Annotated in this window: 14 protein-coding genes and 2 pseudogenes; 8 read left to right on the top strand and 8 right to left on the bottom strand. The window is 39.2% G+C overall.

Features of this window, described 5'->3' with window-relative positions:
- Positions 1-445 precede the first annotated feature (445 nt).
- The 7 genes and pseudogenes from ABWU87_RS13120 (at position 446) to ABWU87_RS13090 (ending at position 12,120) form a co-directional block, all read left to right on the top strand.
- Positions 446-3,244: a SusC/RagA family TonB-linked outer membrane protein gene (locus ABWU87_RS13120; protein WP_353331428.1), complete on the top strand. Its 2,799-nt coding sequence runs from the start codon at positions 446-448 to the stop codon at positions 3,242-3,244.
- 12 nt (positions 3,245-3,256) lie between these two features.
- Positions 3,257-4,960, top strand: a complete 1,704-nt coding sequence (locus tag ABWU87_RS13115; RefSeq protein WP_353331426.1) for a RagB/SusD family nutrient uptake outer membrane protein — start codon at positions 3,257-3,259, stop codon at positions 4,958-4,960.
- A gap of 22 nt (positions 4,961-4,982) precedes the next feature.
- Entirely contained in the window at positions 4,983-8,162 is a 3,180-nt protein-coding gene (locus tag ABWU87_RS13110; RefSeq protein WP_353331424.1) for a SusC/RagA family TonB-linked outer membrane protein, read from the top strand.
- Positions 8,163-8,193: 31 nt separating this feature from the next.
- A complete protein-coding gene (locus ABWU87_RS13105; RefSeq protein WP_353331422.1) occupies positions 8,194-9,984 on the top strand; it encodes a RagB/SusD family nutrient uptake outer membrane protein in 1,791 nt (596 codons plus the stop codon).
- 423 nt (positions 9,985-10,407) lie between these two features.
- Positions 10,408-10,716, top strand: a pseudogene (locus ABWU87_RS13100) (transposase family protein); the annotation flags it as partial.
- 120 nt (positions 10,717-10,836) lie between these two features.
- Positions 10,837-11,643, top strand: a complete 807-nt coding sequence (locus tag ABWU87_RS13095) for a transposase (protein WP_353334457.1) — start codon at positions 10,837-10,839, stop codon at positions 11,641-11,643.
- A gap of 117 nt (positions 11,644-11,760) precedes the next feature.
- Positions 11,761-12,120, top strand: a complete 360-nt coding sequence (locus tag ABWU87_RS13090) for a transposase (protein WP_353330640.1) — start codon at positions 11,761-11,763, stop codon at positions 12,118-12,120.
- A gap of 1,068 nt (positions 12,121-13,188) precedes the next feature.
- On the opposite strand, the pseudogene ABWU87_RS13085 reads toward ABWU87_RS13090, so the two are convergent.
- From ABWU87_RS13085 to ABWU87_RS13050, 8 genes and pseudogenes are all read right to left on the bottom strand, one after another.
- Positions 13,189-13,533: pseudogene (locus ABWU87_RS13085) on the bottom strand (DUF4861 family protein); the annotation flags it as partial.
- A gap of 15 nt (positions 13,534-13,548) precedes the next feature.
- On the bottom strand, positions 13,549-15,666 hold the full coding sequence (locus tag ABWU87_RS13080; protein ID WP_353331420.1) for a glycoside hydrolase family 2 protein: 2,118 nt from the start codon (positions 15,664-15,666) through the stop codon (positions 13,549-13,551).
- A gap of 909 nt (positions 15,667-16,575) precedes the next feature.
- Entirely contained in the window at positions 16,576-18,198 is a 1,623-nt protein-coding gene (locus ABWU87_RS13075; protein ID WP_353331418.1) for an ExeM/NucH family extracellular endonuclease, read from the bottom strand.
- A gap of 46 nt (positions 18,199-18,244) precedes the next feature.
- On the bottom strand, positions 18,245-19,561 hold the full coding sequence (locus tag ABWU87_RS13070) for a TolC family protein (RefSeq protein ID WP_353331416.1): 1,317 nt from the start codon (positions 19,559-19,561) through the stop codon (positions 18,245-18,247).
- 8 nt (positions 19,562-19,569) lie between these two features.
- Positions 19,570-20,694 (bottom strand): efflux RND transporter periplasmic adaptor subunit, encoded by a 1,125-nt coding sequence (locus ABWU87_RS13065; protein WP_353331414.1) that lies wholly within the window; start codon positions 20,692-20,694, stop codon positions 19,570-19,572.
- A 38-nt stretch (positions 20,695-20,732) separates the two neighbouring features.
- Positions 20,733-21,977: an ABC transporter permease gene (locus tag ABWU87_RS13060; RefSeq protein ID WP_353331412.1), complete on the bottom strand. Its 1,245-nt coding sequence runs from the start codon at positions 21,975-21,977 to the stop codon at positions 20,733-20,735.
- A 2-nt stretch (positions 21,978-21,979) separates the two neighbouring features.
- Positions 21,980-23,254 carry an ABC transporter permease gene (locus tag ABWU87_RS13055; protein WP_353331410.1) on the bottom strand — a complete coding sequence of 425 codons (1,275 nt, stop codon included), beginning with the start codon at positions 23,252-23,254 and terminating at the stop codon, positions 21,980-21,982.
- A 2-nt stretch (positions 23,255-23,256) separates the two neighbouring features.
- The gene (locus ABWU87_RS13050; protein ID WP_353331408.1) at positions 23,257-23,973 is read right to left on the bottom strand and encodes an ABC transporter ATP-binding protein; all 717 of its coding nucleotides are present in this window, start codon (positions 23,971-23,973) and stop codon (positions 23,257-23,259) included.
- Positions 23,974-24,117: 144 nt separating this feature from the next.
- On the opposite strand from ABWU87_RS13050, the gene ABWU87_RS13045 reads away from it, so the two are divergent.
- Complete coding sequence (locus ABWU87_RS13045; protein WP_353331405.1) at positions 24,118-25,098, top strand: ROK family protein; 981 nt, start codon at positions 24,118-24,120, stop codon at positions 25,096-25,098.
- Positions 25,099-25,117 lie beyond the last annotated feature (19 nt).

Genomic DNA, 25,117 nt, shown 5'->3' with positions numbered 1-25,117 from the left:
TTGTATCAGATTCATAGCATTCTGGATACTAAAGTGTGGACTGTAATTGGCGGTGTGATAGTCTGATGTTGTTCAATTGAACAAAAGAAATAGCAAATAGAGCAACTGTAATAATTTACATTCCTTTACTTTTGCTTTTGTATTAATAACATATTTTAATGATTGTAGTTATTCGTGGAAAGTAGTTAGGACGGGTATAAAATGTAATATCAATATTGAGAAAAACGTACTAATTAATTTTAGAAGACAAGTAGATATATTGATGTATTTACTCGTCTTTATCGAATACAGATCATTATTTGAGATCATTATTTATCAATAATCAACCACATTATTAACCTTTTATGAACTATTTAAAACAAAACGTATGAGTATCAATTTATTGCGACACAAGAAAAGCTTGTTTAGAGTGATATTTTCTCTGCTCTTAACTTTTTCAATGACAATGTCCTTGAAAGCACAGTCTAAAGATTCAATCTCATGGCAAGCGAAAAGTGTAACAAATGGAGTAACTAAAAAACCTGTTTTATTCGGGATGTCATCTCCTGAATTGATGTTACAATCTGTATCTACAGTCAGCGGCGATCAATTATTGCATCGACCTGCATTTCAAATGGAAAATTTTTTTTATGGAACACTTCCCGGTCTGAAGGTCAGTCTTGAAAATGGATTGCCAAGCAGCCAAGCCTCTATTTATTTGAGAGGTTCAAGTCCTTTAATTGTTGTAGATGGAATTCCTAGGTCGGATGCCAATATTCCGGTAAGTCAAATAGAGTCTGTCTCAGTTATCAAAGACGGATTAGGTTTATCAATGTTAGGAATGGCTAGCGGTAACGGCGTCTTGTATATCAAAACTAAAAGAGGAATGATTTCCAAACTTCAAGTTGGGTTTACGGCTCAAATGGCCACTTCGAAAGAAATTTTCAGGCCCAAGCATTTGGACGCATTCAGCTATGCTACATTGTTAAATGAAGCACGTGTTAATGATGGTTTGTCACCTCTTTACTCGCAAACAGCTTTGGATTTGTATCAGTCTGGTACAAAACCTTATACTTTCCCAAATGTTGACTGGATGAAACAAATCCTTAAAGATTATGCTCCTATTCAACAGTACAATGTAACTTTCCGCGGTGGGTCAAACGCTGCTCGCTACTTCATCGATTTGAATTATTATAATCAAGCTGGTTTCATTAAAGAAGATAAATCTATCAACACGTATTCTACATCCAACAACTACAAAAAGTTCTCATTAAGAGCAAACTTGGATGTCGATCTATCACCGACAACACTTCTAGAAGCAAATGTTTTTGGCCAAATGTTTAGAGAGATAGCTACAGGATCAAGTGTTACTGCCATTTACAGCTCTTTAAATGAAACTCCCAGAAATGCATATCCTGTTCTGAATCCAGATGGTTCATTGGGTGCTTCTCTTCAATATTCTAATAATATTTATGGAAAGACAATCTACTCAGGATATACTTTATATCCAAAAACGGACTTAAATATTGATATGGCATTGACCCAGAAGTTTAAAGGTGTATTTGACGGGGTGTATCTTAAAGGTGCATTTTCATATAATTCATCCTATCGTGAAGCACTGAACAGAACAAAATCTATTGGAGTTTCATATTTTTGGCAAGATCCTAACGATAATTCAGATCCCACAAGTGCTAACTATACCGTATTGTCAACCGCAGGCACACAAGCGAACTCATCAAGTTATAATCGCCAGAACAGACTATTGTCCGGTAATATCACTTTAGGTTACGATTTCAATCTTAACAAACATGCCTTTCAAACCAAAGTTGTTGGCAACTATACCAACTATCTTTTGCAAGGAACCAATCTGCCTTTTATTAACAGTGGTTTAACTTTCAATGCAGAATATAATTACGATAAACGATATTTAGCGGAAATTGCGCTGAATACCATGCAATCTAGCCAGTACAAACCTGGGAAGAGAAGAGGTTACTTCCCTGCTGCAGGTATTGGATGGGTCATTTCACAAGAAGATTGGTTTCAAAAGAATCTATCAACAATCAATTTCTTAAAACTGAGAACAACTTATGGTGTAAACGGAGATAACGGTTCTGCTGCATATTATAGAGCAGGTACAGGTAATGTAAGCGACTATTACAACTATATGAAGTACTACAACTCAACCGGTTCTGTTTACACTGGCGGGAGCACTATTATATCAAGCTCATACTTGTATGAAGCCACTTTACCTTACACATCAACTTGGGACCATATAAACAGATTCACAGCAGGATTCGATCTAAAGGCATTTAGCAACACTCTTACTGCTACCGTTGAGTTTTTCAATAATGAATACTCAAAAATACCGCAAAACAGAATTACCAACAACAGCTATATTTACGGAGTTGGTCTTCCATCTGAAAACACATTGAAATACAGAAATAGTGGCATAGAAGTAGATTTGGCTTACAATCGTACCTTCAATCAGGTGAATGTATATGGCAACGTGAATGCAACATTCTATAAAACAAAGCTAAAGTATAATGGAGAACCTACTTATCCTGAATCGTACATGCAACGTGTGGGGCAACCATATGGGATAATTTTCGGTTATGTGGCTGACGGGCTGTTCAAAGATCAGACAGAAGTGGATAACTATCTTAGCTCTTATGCAACTGTATCAGATTATAACCCACAACCTGGTGACATCAAATATCTCGACCTGAACGGTGACCACTTTATTGACGGAAAAGACATCAAATCTATCGGCACACACAAAGCTCTCATTGAATATGGATTCATGGTGGGTGCAACATGGAAAAGATTTGATTTGAGCACTCAGTGGGCGGGTATTGCCAATAATGATGCTATCATCCAAGACATGCCTTTTGGTGTTAACACTTCCAACAATTCGTACGGACACGCATTGGAAAAGCACTTGAATCGCTGGACGGCAACAAACAATAATCCTAATGCCGATTACCCAAGACTTTCTGCAACTGGCAATGGTTATAATACAAGAACTTCTACTTTCTGGCTAAAAGATGTTGGTTATTTGCGACTGAAGAATATTGAACTTTCATATACACTACCTGACAAATGGACGCATAAAATCAAACTATCTAGTGCGAGATTATTCACAAATGCATGTAATATTCTAACCATTTGTCCTCTGAAGGGTACAGATCCGGAATTGTTAACAAATTCAGGAAGCGTACTTCCAAATATCAAATCATATAATGCAGGTATATCTATTCAATTCTAAAAAAACGAGAGAATGAAACATCTATTTAGAAAAACAGCATTAGGGTTATCCATTGTTATGGCTTTGGGGCTCTACTCATGTAATACTTTTGAAAATGAGCCGTTGGAGAGACTATCTGAAGACCAGGCTTTTAATCCAACAGACTCAACAGCAAAATATTTCACACAAAGTTTTTTTGCCATTTATGCACAATTACCTGATCTGCATAATAGAATCAGCCAAAACTACCTAGATGCGGGCACCGATGATGCCGTTCCAACTATTTATACGAATGATGGTGTTGAAAGTTTCCGCAACGGGCGATTATCACCCTCTAACACAGTTGATGGTCTTTCCATGTGGTCGCTTTGCTATACAGGCATTAGAAGAGCCAACCTATTCCTTTCAAAATGGGATGCTCAACCGGCGACCAACAAACTACCCGAACCCAGCCGTACATATATGAAGGGTGAAGCGATTTTGTTGAGAGCTTATTTCTACTTTGAACTCCTCAAGCGATGGGACGGTGTACCTATCGTGTACGACAAAGTGTATAATCTGGAAGATACAATTAATGTTCCCAGAAGTTCGAGAAATGAATGTGTAGATTACATCAATGCTCAGATAGATGATGCCATGAAGTATCTTCCGGCAGCGAATGTAGCAGCCAGTTCAGATCCGATGTATTACCGCATGAATAAAGGTGTTGCATTGGCTCTACGTTCACGGCTTGCACTCTATCTTGCCAGCCCTTTGTATAACCCGACAAATGATTTGACCAAATGGCAGGCAGCAGCAGATGCAGCAAAAGCAGTAATCAATCTTAATGTATACTCTTTGCATACTACATCTCCTGGATTCCAAACCTTATTTGTCACCTTGAAAAATAATGAGGTAATCATGGGCAATGTGATCACGTCATCATCGGGTAGCAATTCTGTTGAGTTGAATAATAGCCCTTGCGGATACTATACTTCTGCCTTTAGATGTAATGGATACACCAGTCCAAGCCAAAACCTGGTAGATGCATTTTTAACGATCAATGGCAAAACAATTGATAAAGATCCTACTTATAACCCTCAAGACCCATATAAGAATAGAGACCCACGTTTGAAATACACAGTATTTTATAATGGTTCAACTTGGTTAAAACGGTCTGTGGAAACGTTTGAAGGAGGCTTGGATAAACCTAATCGGCAAACTGCTCAAACGCAAACCGGTTACTACCTTAGAAAATTCATGGGAAACAATGAAACATCGTCTTCATTAGCCTCGCAAAAAAGAGCCTATAATATCATCCGATACGCTGAAATCCTACTTAATTACGTAGAAGCCTTGAATGAAGTGAATAAGGATAATCCTGATATCATCACCTATATGAAGCAAATCAGGAGCAGAGCAGGTATCACAGCAGGATCTGATGGACGCTATGGTTTACCCACAACTTTTACTCAAAGTGAAATGCGCGAGATTATCAGAAATGAAAGACGCATTGAATTAGCCTTCGAAGAACATCGTTTCTGGGATATACGTCGTTGGAAAATAGCGGAAACAGTTATGAATCAGCCCATAAAAGGCATGGTTATTACAAAACAAGCTGATGGCACGTTTACATATGCTACAACGAATGTTCGCACTCAACAGTTCGATGCTTCAAAAATGTATTGGTATCCGATACCAAGAAATGAAATGGTTGCTAATAGCGCTTTAACTCAAAATATCGGATGGAATTATTAGTTTACTTGCCAAAAATAGAATTATGAAAAACAGATTAATAATAATAGCATTATTCGCTCTTTTGCCGCTTTATGCTATAGCTCAAATTAATATCAAAGGTACAGTTGTTGACCAATCGGGCAATCCCCTAATCGGCGCTGCGATTGTAGAAGCCGAAAATATACGCAACGGTACAACCTCGGATGTAGACGGCAAATTTTCGCTCAAAGTAAAATCTTCATCTTCAAAGATTTGGATTAAATACATCGGTTATGTCGACAAAACATTAACTGCCGGTTCGATACTCAAGGAATCAACGATCGAGTTGGAAGACGATTCAAAGATATTGCCGGAAGTTCAGATTGTACAAATGGGGTTTGGAACTAAAAGCAGAATCTCAAATGTGGCGGCAATCAGTCAAATAGACAGTAAAAGCATTCGTCAATCTCCTTCTGCGAGTATTCAAAATGCTCTTGTCGGTAAATTACCGGGTTTGTTTCAATTGCAACGAAGCGGACAGCCGGGCAATGATGCCGCCAATTTGATGATTCGAGGAATTTCATCATCATCAAACAATACTCCTTTAGTGCTTATTGATGATGTAGAATCTACTATCCAAGCACTTACGCAAATGGACCCAAACGACGTAGAAAGCATATCCATATTAAAGGATGCAGGTAGTACTGCGATTTTTGGTATTAAAGGGGCAAACGGGGTTATTTTAGTCACCACTCGTCGAGGAGAAGAAGGTGCTGCTAAAGTTACCTTTAGAACAGATTTTGGTGTTCAACAACCTACTTATGTTCGAAAAAGCCTTTCATCGTACGAATCGTTAATGCTTATCAGAGAGCAGTATCTAAATAATAACATATTATCAGATCTCAGTGGAGTTGACCCAAGCTTCAAGCCCGAAAACTCCAACAGTTTATTGGCATCCGACGTTTTGGAGCACTACAAGTTGCAAGACATGCCATATGTTTATCCCAATGTGGATTGGTACAAAGAGCTCTATCGCCAGGCTTCAATACAAACGAAACAGACTTTTGATATTCAAGGCGGATCAAAAAATGTAAAATATTTCCTCTCGCTTGGTTATCTTCATCAAGATGGTATGTTGAAAAAATATTCAACCGAAGGATTCAACAACCAATATTATCTCAACCGATACAATGTGCGTGCTAATCTTGACTTTAACATTACCAAAAGTACTTTGTTAAAGTTAGGTGTAAATGGTGTAATCGATGAGAAGAATGAGCCCTATTTGCCTGATCCAAGACGAACAGGAGGTGCTTTGCCCTTTTTTGCCCGCATCAGTTCAGGTACACTTAACTCATGGTTGTACCCCGTGTATAATGAGAATGGAACCTATGGAGGGCGGACAGGTAACGCATCCACCAACCCGGTTTCTTTACTTCAATGGGGAGGATACACCCGTACATTTACTAATAATGTTGTTGGAAATGCTGCTATAGAGCAAAAATTGGATTTTATAACACCTGGTCTAAAAGTAAAAGGGTTGTTGGCTGTAACCAATACCTGGTCTTTTTACAAAAGTTTAACCCGCGACACATTCCTGGAATATCAATATGATTCAAATTCAGGCACCTATAATTCATGTACTCCGGATACGTATGTATTACCCAATCTGTCGTCTGCTTCCGGCTACAGTTCAAGCTATCCGTATCTCAAATTAGGAACGCAGATTCATTTGAGCTACAATCGAAAATTCGGTCCTCATAATTTGGCCGCTTTAATCTTAGCTTCATGGAATAGCTCGCGAAGTGCTGCTGACACTCCTGATAATTCAAAAGGTTATAATTCGCGCATCAGTTATGATTATAAATCAAGATACATGGTAGAACTAAGTGGAGCATACAACGGTTCAGACAAATTTAAAGCCAAGAAACGTTTTGATTTGTTCCCCGCTCTTAGCTTGGGGTGGAACATCAGCGAAGAACCGTTTGCCGGGGATTTCTTAAGAGATAAACTTGGTGTAGAGTATTTTAAGTTAAGAGGCTCATATGGTGTGGTAGGTTCTGATTATTTCAACAGCTCATTTTCGAACTATTATGTTGAAAAGTATGTAACATCTGGAGGGTATTACTTTGGTGAAAATCCAACATACGTAAATGCGATGGTTTTATCTCAGCTTCCAAACGATAATGTTAGCTGGGAAAAAGAGAAAAAATTGGATATTGGAACTGATATACGGTTGTTCAAAGGTAAATTAGGAATCACAGCCGATTATTTCTTCAATAAACGATACAATATTCTCCTTGCCAGAGGTTCTATGCCCTATTATATAGGAATTCCTTCTTCTGTTTTGCCTCCTCGGAATATGGGTAAAAACCAGAATCAAGGTTTCGATGGAGAAATCACTTGGCGTAGCAAGATCAATAAAAACTTCAGTTACAACATCAGAGGAACTGTATCTCATGCTGTAAATAAGGTTTTATTCAACGACGAGGCCAGAAACATGTATCCGGCTCTTATGGCAACGGGGCACAACCTCGGTAGAACTGTGGGTTACATTTGGGATGGATTCTATCAGTCTCAAAGTGACATAGCCAACAGTCCCAAAGATGGATTGAGTAGAAATCTAAAACCAGGAGACTTGAAGTATAGAGATATTAGTGGTCCGGAGGGTAAACCGGATGGAGTAATTGATCCTTATGACCAAACAGATATCGGACATAACTATCCAGACTATACTTTTGGCCTCACATTGGGATGCAGCTACAAAAACTGGGATTTTTCAGTACTGTTTCAGGGCGCTACCGGTGGAGTTATAAGCTCGCAGACGCTCTTACAAATTGGTAATGACAATGGCGTGCCATCTGATATTCATACCAAACGATGGAGCTATTTTGATAAAGATTGGAATTTTGTAACGGATGAAGCTACTTTGATCGAGATGAATAAAAGCGCAGAATTTCCACGCTTTGGAGGTGCTAATTCTCATAGTTCCACTTTCTGGCTACGTCCGACTGACTACTTGCGATTAAAGAATATTGAAATCGGATACAATTTCTCAAGGAGACTAACAAAAACTCTTGGAATTAATAGTGCCCGTGCATTTGTTACCGGTCAGAATCTGATTACATGGTGTGGACTAAATCTTTATCAAGTCGATCCGGAGTCAAATTCAGATGCTGATCGGGCTGCCTATTCCAGCTATCCGCAACAACGTCTGTTCAATTTCGGATTGCAAGTGACATTCTAAATAAAATCTACTTAATTTACAATTTGTGATTATGAAAGCTATATTTAAAAAATCGATATTTGTTTCGTCCCTAGCTGCTCTATTTTTGTCTGTGGGTTGCACAGAATCTAGCGAAGGATTTCTTGATTCAAAAGCCGACACTGTTGTTGATCGACTTTGGGTCTTTTCCGATAGTACACGAACAGAACAATATCTGGCAAATGTGTATTCAAAACTAATTAAACCTTACTTTGCCGAGCAGGGTGGAACTGGCTATTATGCCGACTGGGACGGGGCAACAGATAATACCTGCCTGCTTTGGACAGGTGCAACCAGACTGAGTAACACACTTGCATTTAATGATTACAGCTCTTATCTTTCTCCGGCTTCATGTAGCGAGTTTTTAACAAAGTGGAGTGAAACCTACATTGCTATAAACACTGCAACTACTTTTTTACTTAATGTAGATCAGAGTCCTCTTTCAGCTTCCAGAAAAGAGCGAATGAAATCTGAAGCTCGCTTCTTGAGATCCTATTATTACTATTATCTTTTGACTTATTGGGGAGGGGTGCCTCTTTTGAAAGATAATGTATATGGCGACTCCGACATTCCGAAAGAGACGCGGGCCACTTATGCAGAAATGGTTGATTACATTGTTTCGGAAATGGATGCAATAATACCTAATTTGCCAACCTCCTATGAAGCGACCGATTATGGAAGAATTGAAAGAGGGGCTGCTTTGGCACTAAAGGCAAAAGTTCTTTGGCTCGCTGCTAGTCCTCTGTCTAACGGTGGTAATGTAGGAACTGATGATACGAAAGCATTCCTGGGTTACGATTCGTATGATGTAAACCGTTGGCAAAAAGCGAAAACAGCCATTGAAGCTGTATTGAATGCAGGCTACTCATTGGTGGAGGACAATGCAACAAGGCCTGGTTATGGCTTTTATCTGGTAACAACAACCAGAAAAAATACCGAGTGTATTTTTAAATTGTTACTGCAAGCAACGGGATTTACCAGCAGCTACTTGCTCCCTGCATCTCGCGGCGGACAGCACTATCAGTACCCCTATCAGGAGTTGGTGGATGCATTCCCAATGAAAACAGGAGAATCAATTAAGGCTTCAGGAACAACTTATAACCCAGCCAAACCTTATGAAAACAGGGATCCTCGCTTTTACAATACCATCATTTATGATGGTGCAAAATGGATTACCTCCTATTCCTCTCAAACTCCAGGAAGGGTGAATCTTTATTATAAAGCAACTACAGACGGAATGGGATATGATTCTTATTCTACTTATACAGGTTATATTTTAAGGAAATTCGTTAAGGAATCCAGTTACGGCAGTAGTGGAGCCAACGATTCGGGATTTCCTATTTTTCGTTTAGCAGACTTTATGTTAATGTATGCTGAAGCGCTTACTGAATTGGATGTGGATGCAAACCGAAGCACGATTGAAAGTCAACTGTTTGCCATCAGAAAAAGAGCCGGTATAGTAGCAGGAGCCAATCAAAGGTACGGTGTTCCCACCAATATGACCAAGGATGAAATGATCTCTTTTATTATCAATGAAAGACGCATTGAGTTTGTAAGTGAAGGTGGAATTAGATTTGTTGACCTGTTGCGTCGTAAACTCAAGGAAAATCTGAATGATTATAATCCTACCGGCATTAAATGGACCGGTTATGACAGCAAGACACAGACTTGTTCTAACTTTGAAATCATAACGGTTAGAAAACCATTTAAATTCGAATCACCTCGCGATTACCATTTTGCAATTCCATTATCAGAATTCAATAGGGCAAAAGGTACTTTGATTCAAAATCCTGGTTGGAAATAGAATTGTATTCTTTATTTATTTTCAAAGAGAGTGTCTCACAAAGGCACTCTCTTTTTGCTTATCTACTTGCCTGGTTCTGAAATACTATTTCTATATAAAACTATTTTGTGAACCTCCAATCTCTGCAGGCACAAATAAATTGTTTATTTCTCAGCCCCAAAAATAGATAAGTACAGAAGCTGCTAATCCATAAATTGCCAGCTAAAAAAGCAACTCAATGAATTAACCAAAACTGTGTCTTACCCTATAAAAGGTGGTTCTTCGTCACTTTAGTTGAAGGTTATATCTTTGTGCTTGTTTTGATTCCAAATACACACATAACACTTTTTAATGTGTGCATTTATCATTTCGTACATGTTTAATAGTTAGGATATTAGGCGTATATTTTGCATTTTTATATCGCCAAACAGAAAGAACAAAGCAATGCCTAAATATCCTAACAAGAACAAATATAACAATAAAACCCTAAAACCGAGTTTTAGAACAACTGAAACTTTTTCCGATACAATACACCCCTTCAACGAAATTTTCAAATCTTCAATGCTTCATGTTGAATCATTAAGGGTTATAGACACAGAAATTATTTTATATTTAAAATCCTCAAAAACATTTGGTGTTTGCCCATATTGTGGAGCGATAAGTTATAAGGTGCATAGTGTTTATGCCCGTACTCTGAGAGATTTGCCTGTTCTAAACCATAAAGTCAGTATATTTTTTCAAGCCCGTAAGTTTTTCTGCAAGAATACAATTTGTTCGAAGAAAACTTTTGCGGAACAACCCGGAGATGAAATATGCAGATATAGAAGGCGCACTAAACGTTGTGAAACTATTATTGGTAATCTTGGAGTAAGAATGTCCGCCATAAATACCGGGGTATCATTGAAATCAATGCAAATCCCGGTGAGTCCCAGCACGGTTCTGAGAACAATCTATCGGATGGATATACCTGATTGTGGAGTCATAACAACTCTTGGTGTAGATGATTGGGTTTTTCGCAAGGGAGTAACTTATGGGAGTATTCTTGTTGATTTAAAGACGAGAGACGTAATTGATTTGCTTGCTGACAGAGAAACGGAGAGCTTTGAATGTTGGATAAGAAAACATTCCGATGTAAATCTGGTCAGCCGTGACCGGTCCACGAATTATTCTTCGGCTATAGCAAATACAGGGAGAGATATAGCGGAAGTTGCCGACAGATTTCATTTAGTAAAGAATATGCTTGATTGTGTTACCAAAATAATAATCGATAATTATTCGGATTATAGAAAAGCAATTCGCCCGGAAGAAGTACCTATGAATAAAACTCCATTAGAGAAACTAGAGGGAATCACAGAAATGGCCACCGAAATAGAGCAAAAAACCGATTCTAGAATAAACATGTTTAATGAAGTGAAAGAACTACAGTCTAAAGGTTTTAAGATTAATGCAATAGCAAGAAGATTGCACATCGCCAGACAAACGGCCCGTAAATACATGCAGTATGAAACACTTCCTATAAGAAGAAGCAGTCCAAGGAATGAATATTATAAGTTTGATCAATATGTAGAGAGTGAATGCGCCAAAGGAAAAACATTAAAAAGCACTTATAAGGATGTCGTAAATAAAGGTTTTACAGGGGGCCTTAGTCCGTTTTATTACCATTACAGGCATCTTTGCTGAAAAAGAGAAAAGAAAACAGGATGTATCAGAAAGGATAAACCGGTTGACAAGCGAGAACCATTAATACCTGTAAAAACTATATCCGCTGTTGTTTTCAAAAGCATACGAGAATACAAATTGAATGAAAAAGATAAAGATTTAATGAGCATATTGATGGGGCTGAAATGGTTTGAATCTTTATATAGAGCAGCCGAATCATTCTATAAAACAATCATGGGTAACAAAGCTGAATTGTTGGATCAATGGATTGAAAAACATAAAAATACAACTCTATCTAAGTTAAGAACATTTATCATAGGAATAAAATTAGATATTAAAGCTGTAAGAAATACTATCATTTACCCAATATCAAATGGAATTGTTGAAGGATTTGTGAATAAGCTTAAAGCTATAAAAAGAATAATGTATGGAAGAGCCGGATTAGAACTGCTAAAAAGGAAAATGATCCTAACAAATAAAAGCTTTCAACTAAAGTGACGAAGAACCACCCATTACAGAATTTAGAGCAGTATTAGTCAACCCAAAACCATCGACTAGAGAAACAAGGTAATGAGTTAATTCAAACAACACGAAGAGTTACCCCAATCATGTACAAGATTGAGTCCAAACATGTACAAGATTTAGGGTAAACATGTACATGATTGGGTTAACCATTCATCAATAAATGGTTAATTCTTCCTTTAAGAATTTTAATCTGGTGTGAAGGGTGTTTTAAAGCCTGAGGGTGTTAGTCTCTTGTAATGTGTATTATTGCACTATCTGCCGCTAAATAGATTTTTTGGTTGCAAATAACAGGTACACTCTTAGGTTGATGGAAGGGGGGGCAAAGTGGCAATGTAAACTACTGCCACCCATGCATCACCCTCTTCTTATTAATTAATACACAGTTAATCAGATCGATATATTTTTTTGCATAAACCAAAGGTGGTGTCAGTGGTGCAGTAAAAACATTCTGTTTCCCTTTTCCGAAATTAAATTTTTAAAATTCTTTTTTTGAAGTTTTTTTTATTCTTCTTTTTCGTGACTTAAAAACCACCTTTTCATCTCCACCCTCTGCACAATATAAATCTATAATCAACTAAACTACATGTGATTAATATATTTGATTTGTTAATATTTATTTTAGTCAAATAAGAAATAAAGATACATAAAAAAGGGACAAGTCACTTTCTGCACATAAAATGGGTTGTTTTTAGTCGTTTATTGCATCGCACTCCATTTATGATGTTGAGGAAAACAAAAACTGCCCCGATATTTCGGAGCAGTCTCAAGATGAAATCATAAAATGTACTTACTTGATAGCAACAGTAAGAGGTGAACGCGCATTCTGAGCAAATTCATCCACATAACTGAACCAGTACGCTGAACTGTTGAATCCTCATTTGCTCCAGCCTGAACCGAAGTAATAGACAAATTCAGAGCCCGGTTCGTAGTCGCTGGTGGCTAATATATACCCGTTTTTCCCATCCTTAATTTAGAGTCTTCGGCTCCTTATAAGGGCACTACCTTAGTCTCTTTCACATTATCAGGAAAAACCGCACCTACTTAAATTTGTCCATTGTCAGGGTCCTTCGGGTCTGTATATGTAATATAGCCTTTCTTAGAAAACATGGCATAATAATTACTCCCTTTGTGGATAACAATACCTGTAGCAATAGGCAAAGACTCTTTCAATTTACAGAAAGAGACTACAACCTTATTCAGTTGTGAGCCATCATTCAATGAGATTATGCTTGTTTCAACAACAGAAAAGTTGTTTTTGATGGTGACTGGATGATAGACTAATTTCACGGTGAAGAATAAAGGTCCGTTGTCCAAATCCTCTTGTGTTACAGAACAATATGGATAAACCAGTGTGCTGTCAATCAATAAAGTAGATATTCCTGTTCTTAGTTTAGGTCCTACTTAAAAGCCAGCATGCTCTTTGTCGTTTTCACTCATCTTAGCCTCGCGATTTTTCTCTCCAGTATAATTCCACTCAATCATATCTTCGTAGCTCTTGCCATTCTTTACAGCAACAGTTTTGAGCACATTCTTTCCGTTTGCCAACGTAACCTTATCGAAGATGTAATGCACTGGGGTGTATCCTTGCTTTATTCCTGTCAGTTCCTTTCCGTTTAAGTATACCTTGGGGGTACCTATATTTGAGTAAACTGTAACTGATGTAACTTGCTTCTCGCGATTGGTGTTTCTTCTTTGGGTAAGATATAAAACAGGCTCTTTGCTCCAGTTGGCCTTATACCAGAAATAAGAATCCTTTTTTATTTTTCGGTCGAAAGTGACCAACCCTTTCAGGTTTCTTGCCGGAACTCCTCCTCGTGTCCACATTGGAACAGCAAAGTCGAACATATTCCATAAGTACGAAGCGATAATATAGGGGTGGTTAGCAATCACACTCCATTGGTACTCGTGTGTTTTTGTTTGAAAAGTTTCAGGATAAAATGGATCGCTCCAGTTTAAAGACTCATCTAAATATTCGGTTTGATGTGCAATATTAGCATCTGCTCCATATTCTGATAACATCAGTTTCTGGTAGGGATACTTCTTTTCCATTTCTTTCACCCAAGGTTTAATATCACCTATTTTCTTCTCATACCAACCAAAATAACGATTCATACCTTGTATATCAGCATTCATGTTTACGGGATGTTCAGCATGTCCATATCCATTCACAGAAACGGTAAAACGATCAGGGTCTTCAGTCTTGGCTAAATCGTGCAAGGATTGTGTTAGAGAACTTGTGTATTCGTGAGGTTGATAAACCTCATTATGCAATCCCCAAACATAAATGGAAGGATGGTTAAAGCTCTGACGAATCATTTCCCGAAGCTGTGTCTGTGCATTCTCAGCTTCTTTTCCCGTTACCCTGTTCACAAAAGGAATCTCAGCCCAAATAATCAGTCCCAGACTATCGCAACGAGAATAAAGGTACTCAGACTGTTGATAGTGAGCAAATCGAACAGTTGTGGCTCCAATATCCATGATCATGGCAAGGTCAGAATCATGGTTTTCGTTCTTCAAAGCACTACCCAGTCCCCACCAGTCCTGATGACGAGTGACCCCATACATAGGATATCTTTCACCATTTAGATAAAACCCTTTACCAGCAACAATCTCGTATTTTCTTACACCCAGAGGTTGTGTTACTTCATCGATTACTTTTCCGTCTTTTATTAAACGCGAAACAACTTTATAAAGATAAGGGTCCTTTCTACCCTGCCACAAATGAGGTTGTTTCATGGTGAAAGTAGAGAAATAAGTCTGTGATCCTTGCGGTGTAAGATCGAACGACTTTGTATCGCTGGAGACCTTTTTTCCTACTTGGTTGTAAATCGTATTTTCCAGCTTTAAGGAGACCGGCTGTAGAGTTGCATTGTCAAGCTTTACCTTCACTGTTATATCAGCCTGTTGCTTTGATACATTTTTCTGAGTAATGTATACTCCCGAAGAGGCGCAGTCGGTTACCGTGATATTGTTTTTTTCTGTTATTATGAGCCACACCGGGCGATAAATACCTCCATATACTCCAAACAGCCCATGATTAACAGGAATCACATCGGGACGTGCAGTATTGTCTGCCTTTACAATGATCTCATTGTTAGCCCCCGGCTTTATTGCAGTTCCTATCTCACAAGCAAAAGCCGAATATCCTCCCTTATGAGTCCCCACTAAATTTCCGTTTACATACACCTCGGAACAAGCTCCTACTCCTTCAAAGCGAAGAAAAACACGTTTCTCCTGAAGTGTTTCGGGAAAGAAATATGTTTTCCTGTAATAGCCCACTCCTTCATAAAAGTCATTGCTTCTTACCTGCATATCCTTTGCATTCCAGGTATGAGGTATTTCCACTTTTTCCCATCCTGAATTCCATTTTTGAGCTGCTTGCATAGCCTCTGACGAAAATGGCCCCTTCTTAAACTGCCAATCAGTGTTGAAAGAAAGAACCTCTCGACCTTGTACAGGGGGTGGTGTTAGTAATAATACACTAAGAAAAGCCGTCAATAATAAAAAAAATCGATTCATGTGTTTTTAATATTTGGTTTATTTTATAGAGCTGCCTCCACACGTGTTCAGTTGACTGAGACAGCAAATACTTTTAAATTAGAATAATCGGTTGCATACAAATTTTGAGTCAGGTGAATCAAATACCAACTTGTCGTCACTAAGCATTTAAAAAGCGACTGCATTTTTCCAGCCACTCATTGTTGGCTTTGTTCCGTTGATGGTTATTGTTTTTTGTTACAGCAACATTCAACGTAAACAATCATAGTTTAATCTACAAATATACTGAAAAATAACCGTTGATTTAGTAAGTCTAAATGCTTTTATTTAAGCTAGAATTACATCGACTTATTAATACGAATTACCTCATAAAAATCTTTATAGAAATCATTCTTTCCTTTCACGCCGGCACAGTAAAGTTGTAATTGCCAGAAAGGGATGTCTCATATTGTTTCAAATATGGATTTTTTACCTCATAGTTATCTACAAAGCCTGAAAAACCATTTAGGGTCGAAGATTATTGGTCGCAGAATACACAGGCAGCACCTGACGTTTTATTTTGAGTCCAGTTGCTGAATCACCTTCTGATCCAAAGCGGTCGAGCACCATATAAAGAACCTCTTTGTTGTGTTTTCATGCGCTTTAATCAATCTGTCTATTTTACACATTTCGTTTTATATCCCATAGACGTTTCCATAAACACACAAGGATAAAACCACTCAGCCATGTGTATGAAAGTGGTTAACCAAAGGCTTAAAGCAACTTAATCATAAGGTTATGCATATAGCAGATGGCGATTCACCGGGCTTGGGTTCGCTAAAATCAGAACACCCAGCTTAAATGGCCGGTAAAGAAAATATCCGTTTTAGATTTGATAGGAGGTGTTTGCAAGGGACATAATCAATCTTCAATGTATAACAAAGAAATCTGTTAGAGAACTAACCGCGAAGTAACCGCTTTTTTCCCGTTGAATGCCCTGACCAGATAGAATCCTTTGGAGAATTGAGCGATGGAAAGGAGGAAATTGGGACCGGGAACTTCGTTTACCGATGAATAGAGTAGCCGACCTCCTACAGTGAAAAGCTCAACCCGGTCAATCCATTCGGCAGAAAGCGTGAGGTAACCGTTGGAAGGATTGCCATACACCAGCAGTTGCTGACCTTTATCTAGCGTTGTTCCTTCTATTCCTGTGTTATAATTCCCCAGACTAATTCCAGTCAGAACTGGGTCATGGTCTGATGAACGGTATGGATCTGCTGAAAAGTAAGCGCTGCTTTTATAATCAAAATAGCCGGGTTCATCGGCATTAATGTGCCATGGACGGGCACCGGTTACCTGTTTGCTAAGGGTGGCGGTTGCCAGGGAATGATCCAGAAATCCCGCTTCAGCCTGGTACACATAGCTGTATTCCTCTGGCGAGAAACGTTTCAGTTGGTTCACCAGTCCGTTATCAGTCAAAACCTTAATAGGATCTTCCATTGAATAGGCATTCATATCTCCCACCACAAGCACATCAGGATCGTTGTAACTGCTTACCAACTTATTTAGGGTGTTTACTATCAGTTGAGCCTGGGTTACACGCGTATAATTAGAGCTTCCCTGTCCGTCACCGGTATCAGCATCTGCTCCTGTGCCGCCCCCCGACTTCGATTTTAGGTGATTCACACAAATAATCACCTTTTCACCGTTGCTTTTAAGTTCAAAACCCTGAGCCACCTGTCGCAGTCTGTAACCTCCACTTCCAAAAAAAGTGATAGAGTTGTAAGGGGTCACCTTGTTCTTGTTGTAGATAAATACGTTTTTAGTATAGGTACTTTCTTTATAATCGTTATCAGCGACATAAGTATATACATTAGAAGAGGTTAATGCATTTAGTCCGTTAACCAGATCGATTACGGAAGTATTGCCCTGCCCTACCTCGCAAAGCGCGTATATATCGGCATCCAGCCCTTTGAGAGCCGCCAGTATTTTTGCTCGTTGCCGATCAAACTCTGCTTGGTTATCAGCACCATACCCTTTGCCCCATAAAGAATCTTTTGCTATATAATATTCCACATTAAAGCTCGCCACCCGCAAATTGCAGTTGCCCACTGTACCGGGCGAAGCCGTACGCTCATTTCCCGAGAAGGAAGGTTGAACTGTTGGAGTTAGCGAGTATGCACCGCTATTGTAATAGAGAAATCCTCGCAAACCGTTTACCCTGCTTCCTGTTCGCAATGTCTGATTTGAATCAGTATAAGAATAAGTGCTGCTGTTCAGAGTCAGTTTCCGCTGCCCGTTCAGGGAAGCCTGAGCAATGGCATCGCTGCCCGGTAAAGCAATTTCGGTTGGAGAAAAAAGACGGTCGGGAGAAAGAATAACTCCTCCCGACGGACTATTATAGTATGTGCGACATACAGTTAAAGGAAAATTAAAAATCACCTCCTGACCGTTCAGAGAGGGAGAAAAATCGTTCGTGAAAGAGTTAATTTTTACCTGTGAAAATCCGGGAAGAGACATCAACAATCCGTAACCCGTTACTATTAACAATAGCAAATTCCTTATTTCTTTCATAAACTCCTTTTCATCGATTAAATTGGCACAAAGATATAAGTATTATCTACTGAATCAATGATATCCCTTTATAAAATTCAAGGATTTTAGTCCGGAAAATATAATCATACTTTGCCTGAATCTGTTCGGAAGATGCTTTCATCAGGTTCATCTTCACCTGACTGAATTCAACAGAAGTTGCTTTTCCGTTTTCATATTTCTCTCGCATGAGCTTAAAGGATTCCTCGTTTGCCTCAACTGCAGTTTTACTGGATGCAAATTTTGCCTGAGCAGCCACGGCATTATAATAGGCCTGTTGAATCTCTTTAAAAAGACTTTTCTTGGATTCTTCTAGCTGAAGAGATTGAGAATTATACTGCAAACGAGCATTTCTCACCTTGTTACGCGTATCAAATCTGTTGAAAATAGGAATGCTGAGTGATAAACCCAAATATTTATTGAAGTTATCATTCAATTGCTGACCAAAACTACGGCTTTTAATCCCAGACATTGTGTAATACCCCGTGTTGAGTCCTGCTCCAAATGAAAGAGTAGGATAATAAGCACCCTGAGCAATCTTAATACTTTTATCCATTCCATCCAAACGATATTTAGCTGCCAGTACTGCAGGTTTATTTGCAATGGCCATACTATAGATCTCTTCTGGAGCAGTCAAAGCCGCAAAATCGGGTTCTATCTCGGGAGAAACAACTGAAAATCCTTCCGGAGAAGGAAGTTCAAGAAGTTGAGTCAGTTCAAGAATTGCTAGTTTACGGTTATTTTCTGCCTGAACTGAAGAGAGCTCATCTTGTGCCAAAGCAGCTTTTGCTTCATACACTTGTGCCATCGCCGCCTTACCCACTTCTTCAAGACGAGTAATACGGGCAAGTTGTTCTTTACTAAGTGCAATCTGTTCAGTGGCTATCTTGCAGAGTTCTTCGTTGAATAACACTTGGAGGAATGCGGAAGTAACACTCACACTAATATCTTCTTTGGCCTTATTCAGATCTTCAATAGCCGCTTTTAGGTTGAGTTTATTTAAAGCTATATTATTGGTTATCTGAAATCCTGTAAAGATGGGAATATTGGTGTTAATTCCGAAACTACTGTTGGTACTGTTATTATTTACATACGAGTTGTCAACCGGAGAGGCTGCACGACCAAAGCTGAATGATTCGCTCACGCTCCCATTCAGGTTCGGCAGCCGCTGGTTCTTTGCTGTGTTAAGATCCACCTTACGCTGCTCGTTTGCTATTTCCTGTTTCTGAATCTGCAGATTATGTTTTATCGCATATTCCACACATTCACGTAGCGTCCAGTTTTTTTGCGCAAAGCTCACCGCTGGAAGCAATAAAAATGCGATTAATAGGATATTCTTTCTCATAACCTTACTTATTTAGATGCTTCTGTTCCGGGTTTCTTCTCTTCAACAATCGCACCACGCACTTTGTCTTTTGTAGTAATACCGCTCTTAACTTCTATTTTTATTCCATCGCTTACACCTACAACAACTCGGCGTTTTTCAAACATCTGTTTGGGTTTATCACTCTTTAATACCTGAACAAAAGTTGTATCTCCGGAAAATTCGACAGTACTTTCAGGAATAGACAGAACCTTAGGTGAACGGCTCAGAACAATTTCTGCATTAGCACTATACCCCGCCCGGATTTTCACACCTGCCGGAACTTTCACGGCTGCTTTAATCTCAAAGAGATTGGCACCGTTTTCAGTAACTCCCTTAGGAGATATATATTCCAGATTGGCATCGAACTTCATATTCTGCAAAGCACCGATGGTTAGCTTGATTGGCATTCCTTCTTTGATACGACCTACCTCAGTTTCGTCAATCTTTCCTTTGAAAAGAATGTCGTTCATATTTGCCACCGAAGCAATCGTTGTTCCGTCATTGAATGTATTGCTCATAATAACAGAGTTTCCTTTCTTAACCGGCACATCAAGAATAAGACCATCAATTGTAGAACGAATCAGGGTATTGCTGTAAGAAGCCGAACTCTTTGAAATACCTTCTTTCACGATATCCAGATTATCCCTTGAAGCAGTCAGTTCCTCTTTTGATGTTTTCATTGACACCTCACTTTTCTCGAACTCTTCCTTACTGATAAGCTTATCGTTAAATAGTTTTTTCTGACGTTCGTATTCCTGCAAGGCCTGTTTATAGTTGATATCGGCCACGCGGACACGGCTTTCGGCAGAGTTAAGCTGTACCATTTCAGGTATTACCTTTACCTTGGCTATTACCTCTCCTTTTTTCACCATTTCACCGGCTTGTTTATATACAGTTTCCACAATACCCGAAATCTGAGGCTTGATAAGAATTTCATCACGTGGCTCTATTTTCCCTGTAGCGACCGTACTCTTTACAATATCAGCAACTTTCGGTGTCACCAGCTCATAAACAACTTCTTTTGGCCTGGATTTTACATAAAGGAAAACAAAAGTGCTTATGAAAATGAAAACGACAAGCACTATCAAAAGGATTTTAAAGAACTTTTTCATATGAGTATTATTTCTATTGTTATTATCATATTATTATATTATTCGTCACGCATAGCATCAATCGGTTTTATCGACATAGCCCTGTAAGCCGGAGCCAAACCGGCAATCAGACCCAATGAAAGAAGAAGAAGTGCCATCCCAACTGCTGTCCAGAAGGAAACCTGGAAATGAGCTACTGTACCGCTGGCCGTCACCCCTACCTCGGCCACCTGTAGGATTAAGACTGAAAACGAAATGCCAAGCAGACCTGCGATAGAGGTCAGCACCATACTTTCCGATAGAATCTGTCCCATAATTTCACGCGGACGAGCACCAATAGCACGACGGATTCCTATTTCCACAGTTCTTTCACGAACAGTCACCATCATAATATTACTTACTCCGATCGCTCCTGCCATCAATGTGCCAAGACCTACCAGCCATACCAACATACGTATTCCGGTAAACAGACTGTCCACCATCTTAAACATCTCCTCCATATTCAGGACCAATACAGCTTGGGGATCGGTAGGGGAAATCAGGTGGTTATTCTTTATCAATTCTTGTATTTTAGGTTCCAAAGAGGTAATTGCTACGCCATGCCGGGCTGTCATACAAATAATATGCACTGTTTTCCCCATATTGTAAGCCTGCTGCATGGTGGAAAACGGAACATTAACCATCTCCTCACTAGATCCACCTATCTGGATGTTGCTTACACCTGAACAAACACCTACCACCTGGTAATAAATTCCATCCACCCGGATATACTCTCCACATGGGTTCTCACCCTTTTTGAAAAGTGTTTCGTAAATACGGGTCCCAATAGTACAAACCTTTCGCTGCTCGCTAATATCCACATCGTTGATAAAACGACCATACATCATGGTTTGCTTCTCTATCTTGTCATAAGAGGGATACGAACCGCGAGCCACAAACGTACCTTTCTGGTCTCCCCGCACAACAGTAGCCCCCCATCGAAATAGGTTCGGGGTTATATATTCTATCTGAGGAATATTATTCTTTAAAATTTCCACATCCCGGTTTTCGAGATCCCAGCGCCTTCCTTTCCGGAATCCTTTATAGGGTTCGGTTGTTTCCTGGCTCACAATAAAACAAGAGTTTGTGGCAAATCCGGCAAAGTTCCGGCTCATCATCTGCTGTAATCCGTTTCCTCCTCCAATCAACGTGACCAACATAAAAATCCCCCAGAATATCCCGAAAGCAGTCAGTATGCTTCGTGTTTTGTTTCGGGTAATGGTAACCAGAATCTCTTCCCAGTAATCTATATCTGTTAGTTTCATAGTTATTCTGCTCTTAATGCTTCAATCGGTTTAATCTTAACGGCCTTTCGTGCAGGAAAGAATCCAGCCAATGTACCGGCTACTATCAAAGTGATGGTTGCTCGTATGGCTATTCCAATATCAACTGTCGGATCTTTGAATACGGTCATTTTCATTGGTCCCGAACCAAAAGTCTTTGCTCCTTCCGCAATATTCATATATTCCGTAGCCCCTATTCCCGCTACCATGCCAATGTACCCGAATATGGTTGTAATGATAATACTTTCCAGGATAATCAGCCAGAGAATAGATGCGGGCGATGCACCCAAAGCCTTTCGGATACCAATTTCCCGGGTTCGTTCCTTGACTGTAATCAGCATAATATTGCTCACACCAACCACACCGCTCAACAAGGTAAAGATACCGATCACCCAGACAGCTGTAGTCAGGATATTCTTTGCGGTCATCTGTTGCAGGTATTGCGTGAAACGGTTCCAAATATACATGGCATTCATATCTTCGGGGTCGAAACGGTGATGCCCGCCAATGGCTTTGCGGTAATCTTTTTCAAAACTCTTGTTCGCCTCAACGGTATTCAATCCGCGTGTAGTGAAGATAATATTATCGATTGTATCGGCCTTACTATATACAATCTGCGCAGTAGTGAAAGGAATATAGGCTGAGCGCGCCTCTCGGTTTCCCTTATCTTTGTAAATCCCTACTACCTGATAACTTACTCCTCCGGCATTGACAAATTTTCCAATAGCATTTTCATGGCGAAAAAGAACATCTTTAGTTTTATTGTGAATTACAATAACTTTTCTACGTTGATTTATGTCTAGATCATTGATAAAACGACCGCCATTCTTGTCTATTTTTACAGGCTCAATATCCGGATAGGATGGATAAACACCATCCAGTGACAAAGAGACATATTGATCTTTATAGGATATATTAGCACCACTTTGGCTAACGGTAGCTCCGGCAAGAATTACATTGTCATTAAACTTATTCTTAGTGAGGCTTACATCCTTATTATCAAATGTGATTCTTCTGTTCGACTCAAATCCGTCATATGCTTTTCTCGTCCAACCCGGATAAATCCGGATGGAGTTTTTTGCTAAGTCAGCCGAAGCCTCTTCAAAAGCATGGATCAGTCCGTTGCCCCAACCCAACAAAACTATCAACATAAAGATTCCCCAGGAAACAGCAAATCCAGTAAGTACAGTGCGCAACTTATTTTGCTTGATTGTGCTTAATATTTCCTGCCATATATCAAGTCCTAGTCCTATTTTCATGATTACTTCATCATTATTCCTTTGCCAAAAGGAGAAATGTTATGATTCGAGTTATCTTCAATCGATTCAATAATTCCATCTTTTATATGGATTATCTTATTTGTACAGTTGGCTACTCCCGACTCGTGGGTTACAACAATCAGGGTCATTCCAGAATCATTTACCTCTTTTAGAATTTCCATCACTTCATCTGATGTTTTACTATCCAATGCACCAGTGGGTTCATCGGCTAGTATTATCTGTGGTTTGGAAATAAGGGCACGTGCAATGGCAACTCTTTGTTTCTGGCCTCCTGAAAGTTCATTGGGCATGTGATGCGCCCAATCTTTTAATCCAAGCCTGTCGAGATATTCCATGGCTTCAATATTTCTTTTCTTGCGGCTCACATTCTGATAAAAGAGCGGTAGAGCAACATTTTCCATGGCATTCTTAAAAGAAATCAGATTAAACGACTGAAATATAAAACCTATCATCCGGTTACGATACTCAGCAGCTTTTGTCTCACTCAGTTTCTTCATCAGAACGTCATTAAGGTAATAGTTACCAGTATCGTAATTATCCAGTAGTCCCAGAATATTGAGTAAAGTTGACTTCCCGGAACCAGAGGCACCCATGATGGAAACAAATTCTCCACGTTCAATATCGAGGTTTATTCCTTTAAGTACATGAAGCGGGGCTCCGCTGTAGTAGGTCTTGTTAATATCTTCCAAATGTATCATGTTTCATCGCTGTTTTCCATATTAGACGCTCAGATACACTAAAAAGTTGCAAATAAGTGAAAGAAAATTTCAAAAAAATTTTGTAGACTCATTCATCTTTCCGTTATTTGTAGCCTAATAATTAACCATTTAATTAGCAACAGAATGATATCTAGCATGGGAAAGCCCTACGTAGTAGGCATTGATATAGGCGGTACAAATACCGTTTTTGGTATTGTAGACGCTCGTGGAACAATTTTATGCAGCGGCTCTGTAAAGACTAAAGCATATGATAAAGTTGAGGATTATGTGACTGCCGTTTGCGAGAACTTACTTCCATTAATTGAATCGGAAGGTGGAGTGGAAAAAATTAAAGGTATTGGTATTGGTGCACCTAATGGTAACTATTATAGCGGAACTATTGAGTTCGCTCCTAACCTGCCTTGGAAAGGCGTAATCCACTTAGCAGAATTGTTCCAGGAAAAATTAGGTATCCCTACTGCATTAACCAATGATGCAAATGCTGCTGCTGTTGGTGAAATGACTTATGGTGCTGCCCGTGGTATGAAAGATTTCATCATGATTACTCTTGGTACAGGTGTTGGTAGTGGTATCGTTGTAAACGGACAGGTGGTATATGGTCACGATGGTTTTGCCGGTGAGCTGGGTCACGTGATTGTACGCGAAAACGGAAGAATGTGTGGTTGTGGACGTAAAGGCTGCCTTGAAACATATTGTTCGGCTACCGGTGTAGCTCGCACAGCTCGCGAATTCCTTATCGCACGTTCAGACGAAAGCTTACTACGCCACATTCCTGCAGAAGAAATTGCATCTAAAGATGTATACGAAGCTGCTGTACAAGGTGACAAGCTAGCTCAGGAAATTTTCGAATTCACTGGAGAACTACTAGGTGAGGCTTTGGCAAACTTCGTAGCTTTCTCAAGTCCTGAAGCAATCGTTTTATTCGGTGGATTGGCCAAATCTGGTGATTATATTATGAATCCTGTTAAGAAAGGTCTGGATAGCAATGTACTGAATATCTACAAAGGAAAAACAAAACTTCTTGTTTCTGAATTGAAAGATTCTGATGCAGCAGTATTAGGAGCAAGTGCTCTTGGCTGGGAACTGAAAGATCTTAAGGAATAAGATATTTTAATCGTATAAA

The organism is Bacteroides sedimenti (assembly GCF_040365225.1).
Classification (GTDB): domain Bacteria; phylum Bacteroidota; class Bacteroidia; order Bacteroidales; family Bacteroidaceae; genus Bacteroides; species Bacteroides sedimenti.
This window is presented reverse-complemented; position numbering and strand designations above follow the sequence as displayed.

Bases quoted from the DNA above. Each gene is read 5' to 3' on its own strand.
- ABWU87_RS13070 (WP_353331416.1), bottom strand. From the start codon at position 19,561: ATGAGAAAGAATATCCTATTAATCGCATTTTTATTGCTTCCAGCGGTG.
- ABWU87_RS13060 (WP_353331412.1), bottom strand. From the start codon at position 21,977: ATGAAACTAACAGATATAGATTACTGGGAAGAGATTCTGGTTACCATT.
- ABWU87_RS13110 (WP_353331424.1), top strand. From the start codon at position 4,983: ATGAAAAACAGATTAATAATAATAGCATTATTCGCTCTTTTGCCGCTT.
- ABWU87_RS13095 (WP_353334457.1), top strand. From the start codon at position 10,837: ATGTCCGCCATAAATACCGGGGTATCATTGAAATCAATGCAAATCCCG.
- ABWU87_RS13115 (WP_353331426.1), top strand. From the start codon at position 3,257: ATGAAACATCTATTTAGAAAAACAGCATTAGGGTTATCCATTGTTATG.
- ABWU87_RS13075 (WP_353331418.1), bottom strand. From the start codon at position 18,198: ATGAAAGAAATAAGGAATTTGCTATTGTTAATAGTAACGGGTTACGGA.
- ABWU87_RS13105 (WP_353331422.1), top strand. From the start codon at position 8,194: ATGAAAGCTATATTTAAAAAATCGATATTTGTTTCGTCCCTAGCTGCT.
- ABWU87_RS13080 (WP_353331420.1), bottom strand. From the start codon at position 15,666: ATGAATCGATTTTTTTTATTATTGACGGCTTTTCTTAGTGTATTATTA.
- ABWU87_RS13055 (WP_353331410.1), bottom strand. From the start codon at position 23,254: ATGAAAATAGGACTAGGACTTGATATATGGCAGGAAATATTAAGCACA.
- ABWU87_RS13120 (WP_353331428.1), top strand. From the start codon at position 446: ATGTCCTTGAAAGCACAGTCTAAAGATTCAATCTCATGGCAAGCGAAA.
- ABWU87_RS13050 (WP_353331408.1), bottom strand. From the start codon at position 23,973: ATGATACATTTGGAAGATATTAACAAGACCTACTACAGCGGAGCCCCG.
- ABWU87_RS13045 (WP_353331405.1), top strand. From the start codon at position 24,118: ATGATATCTAGCATGGGAAAGCCCTACGTAGTAGGCATTGATATAGGC.
- ABWU87_RS13065 (WP_353331414.1), bottom strand. From the start codon at position 20,694: ATGAAAAAGTTCTTTAAAATCCTTTTGATAGTGCTTGTCGTTTTCATT.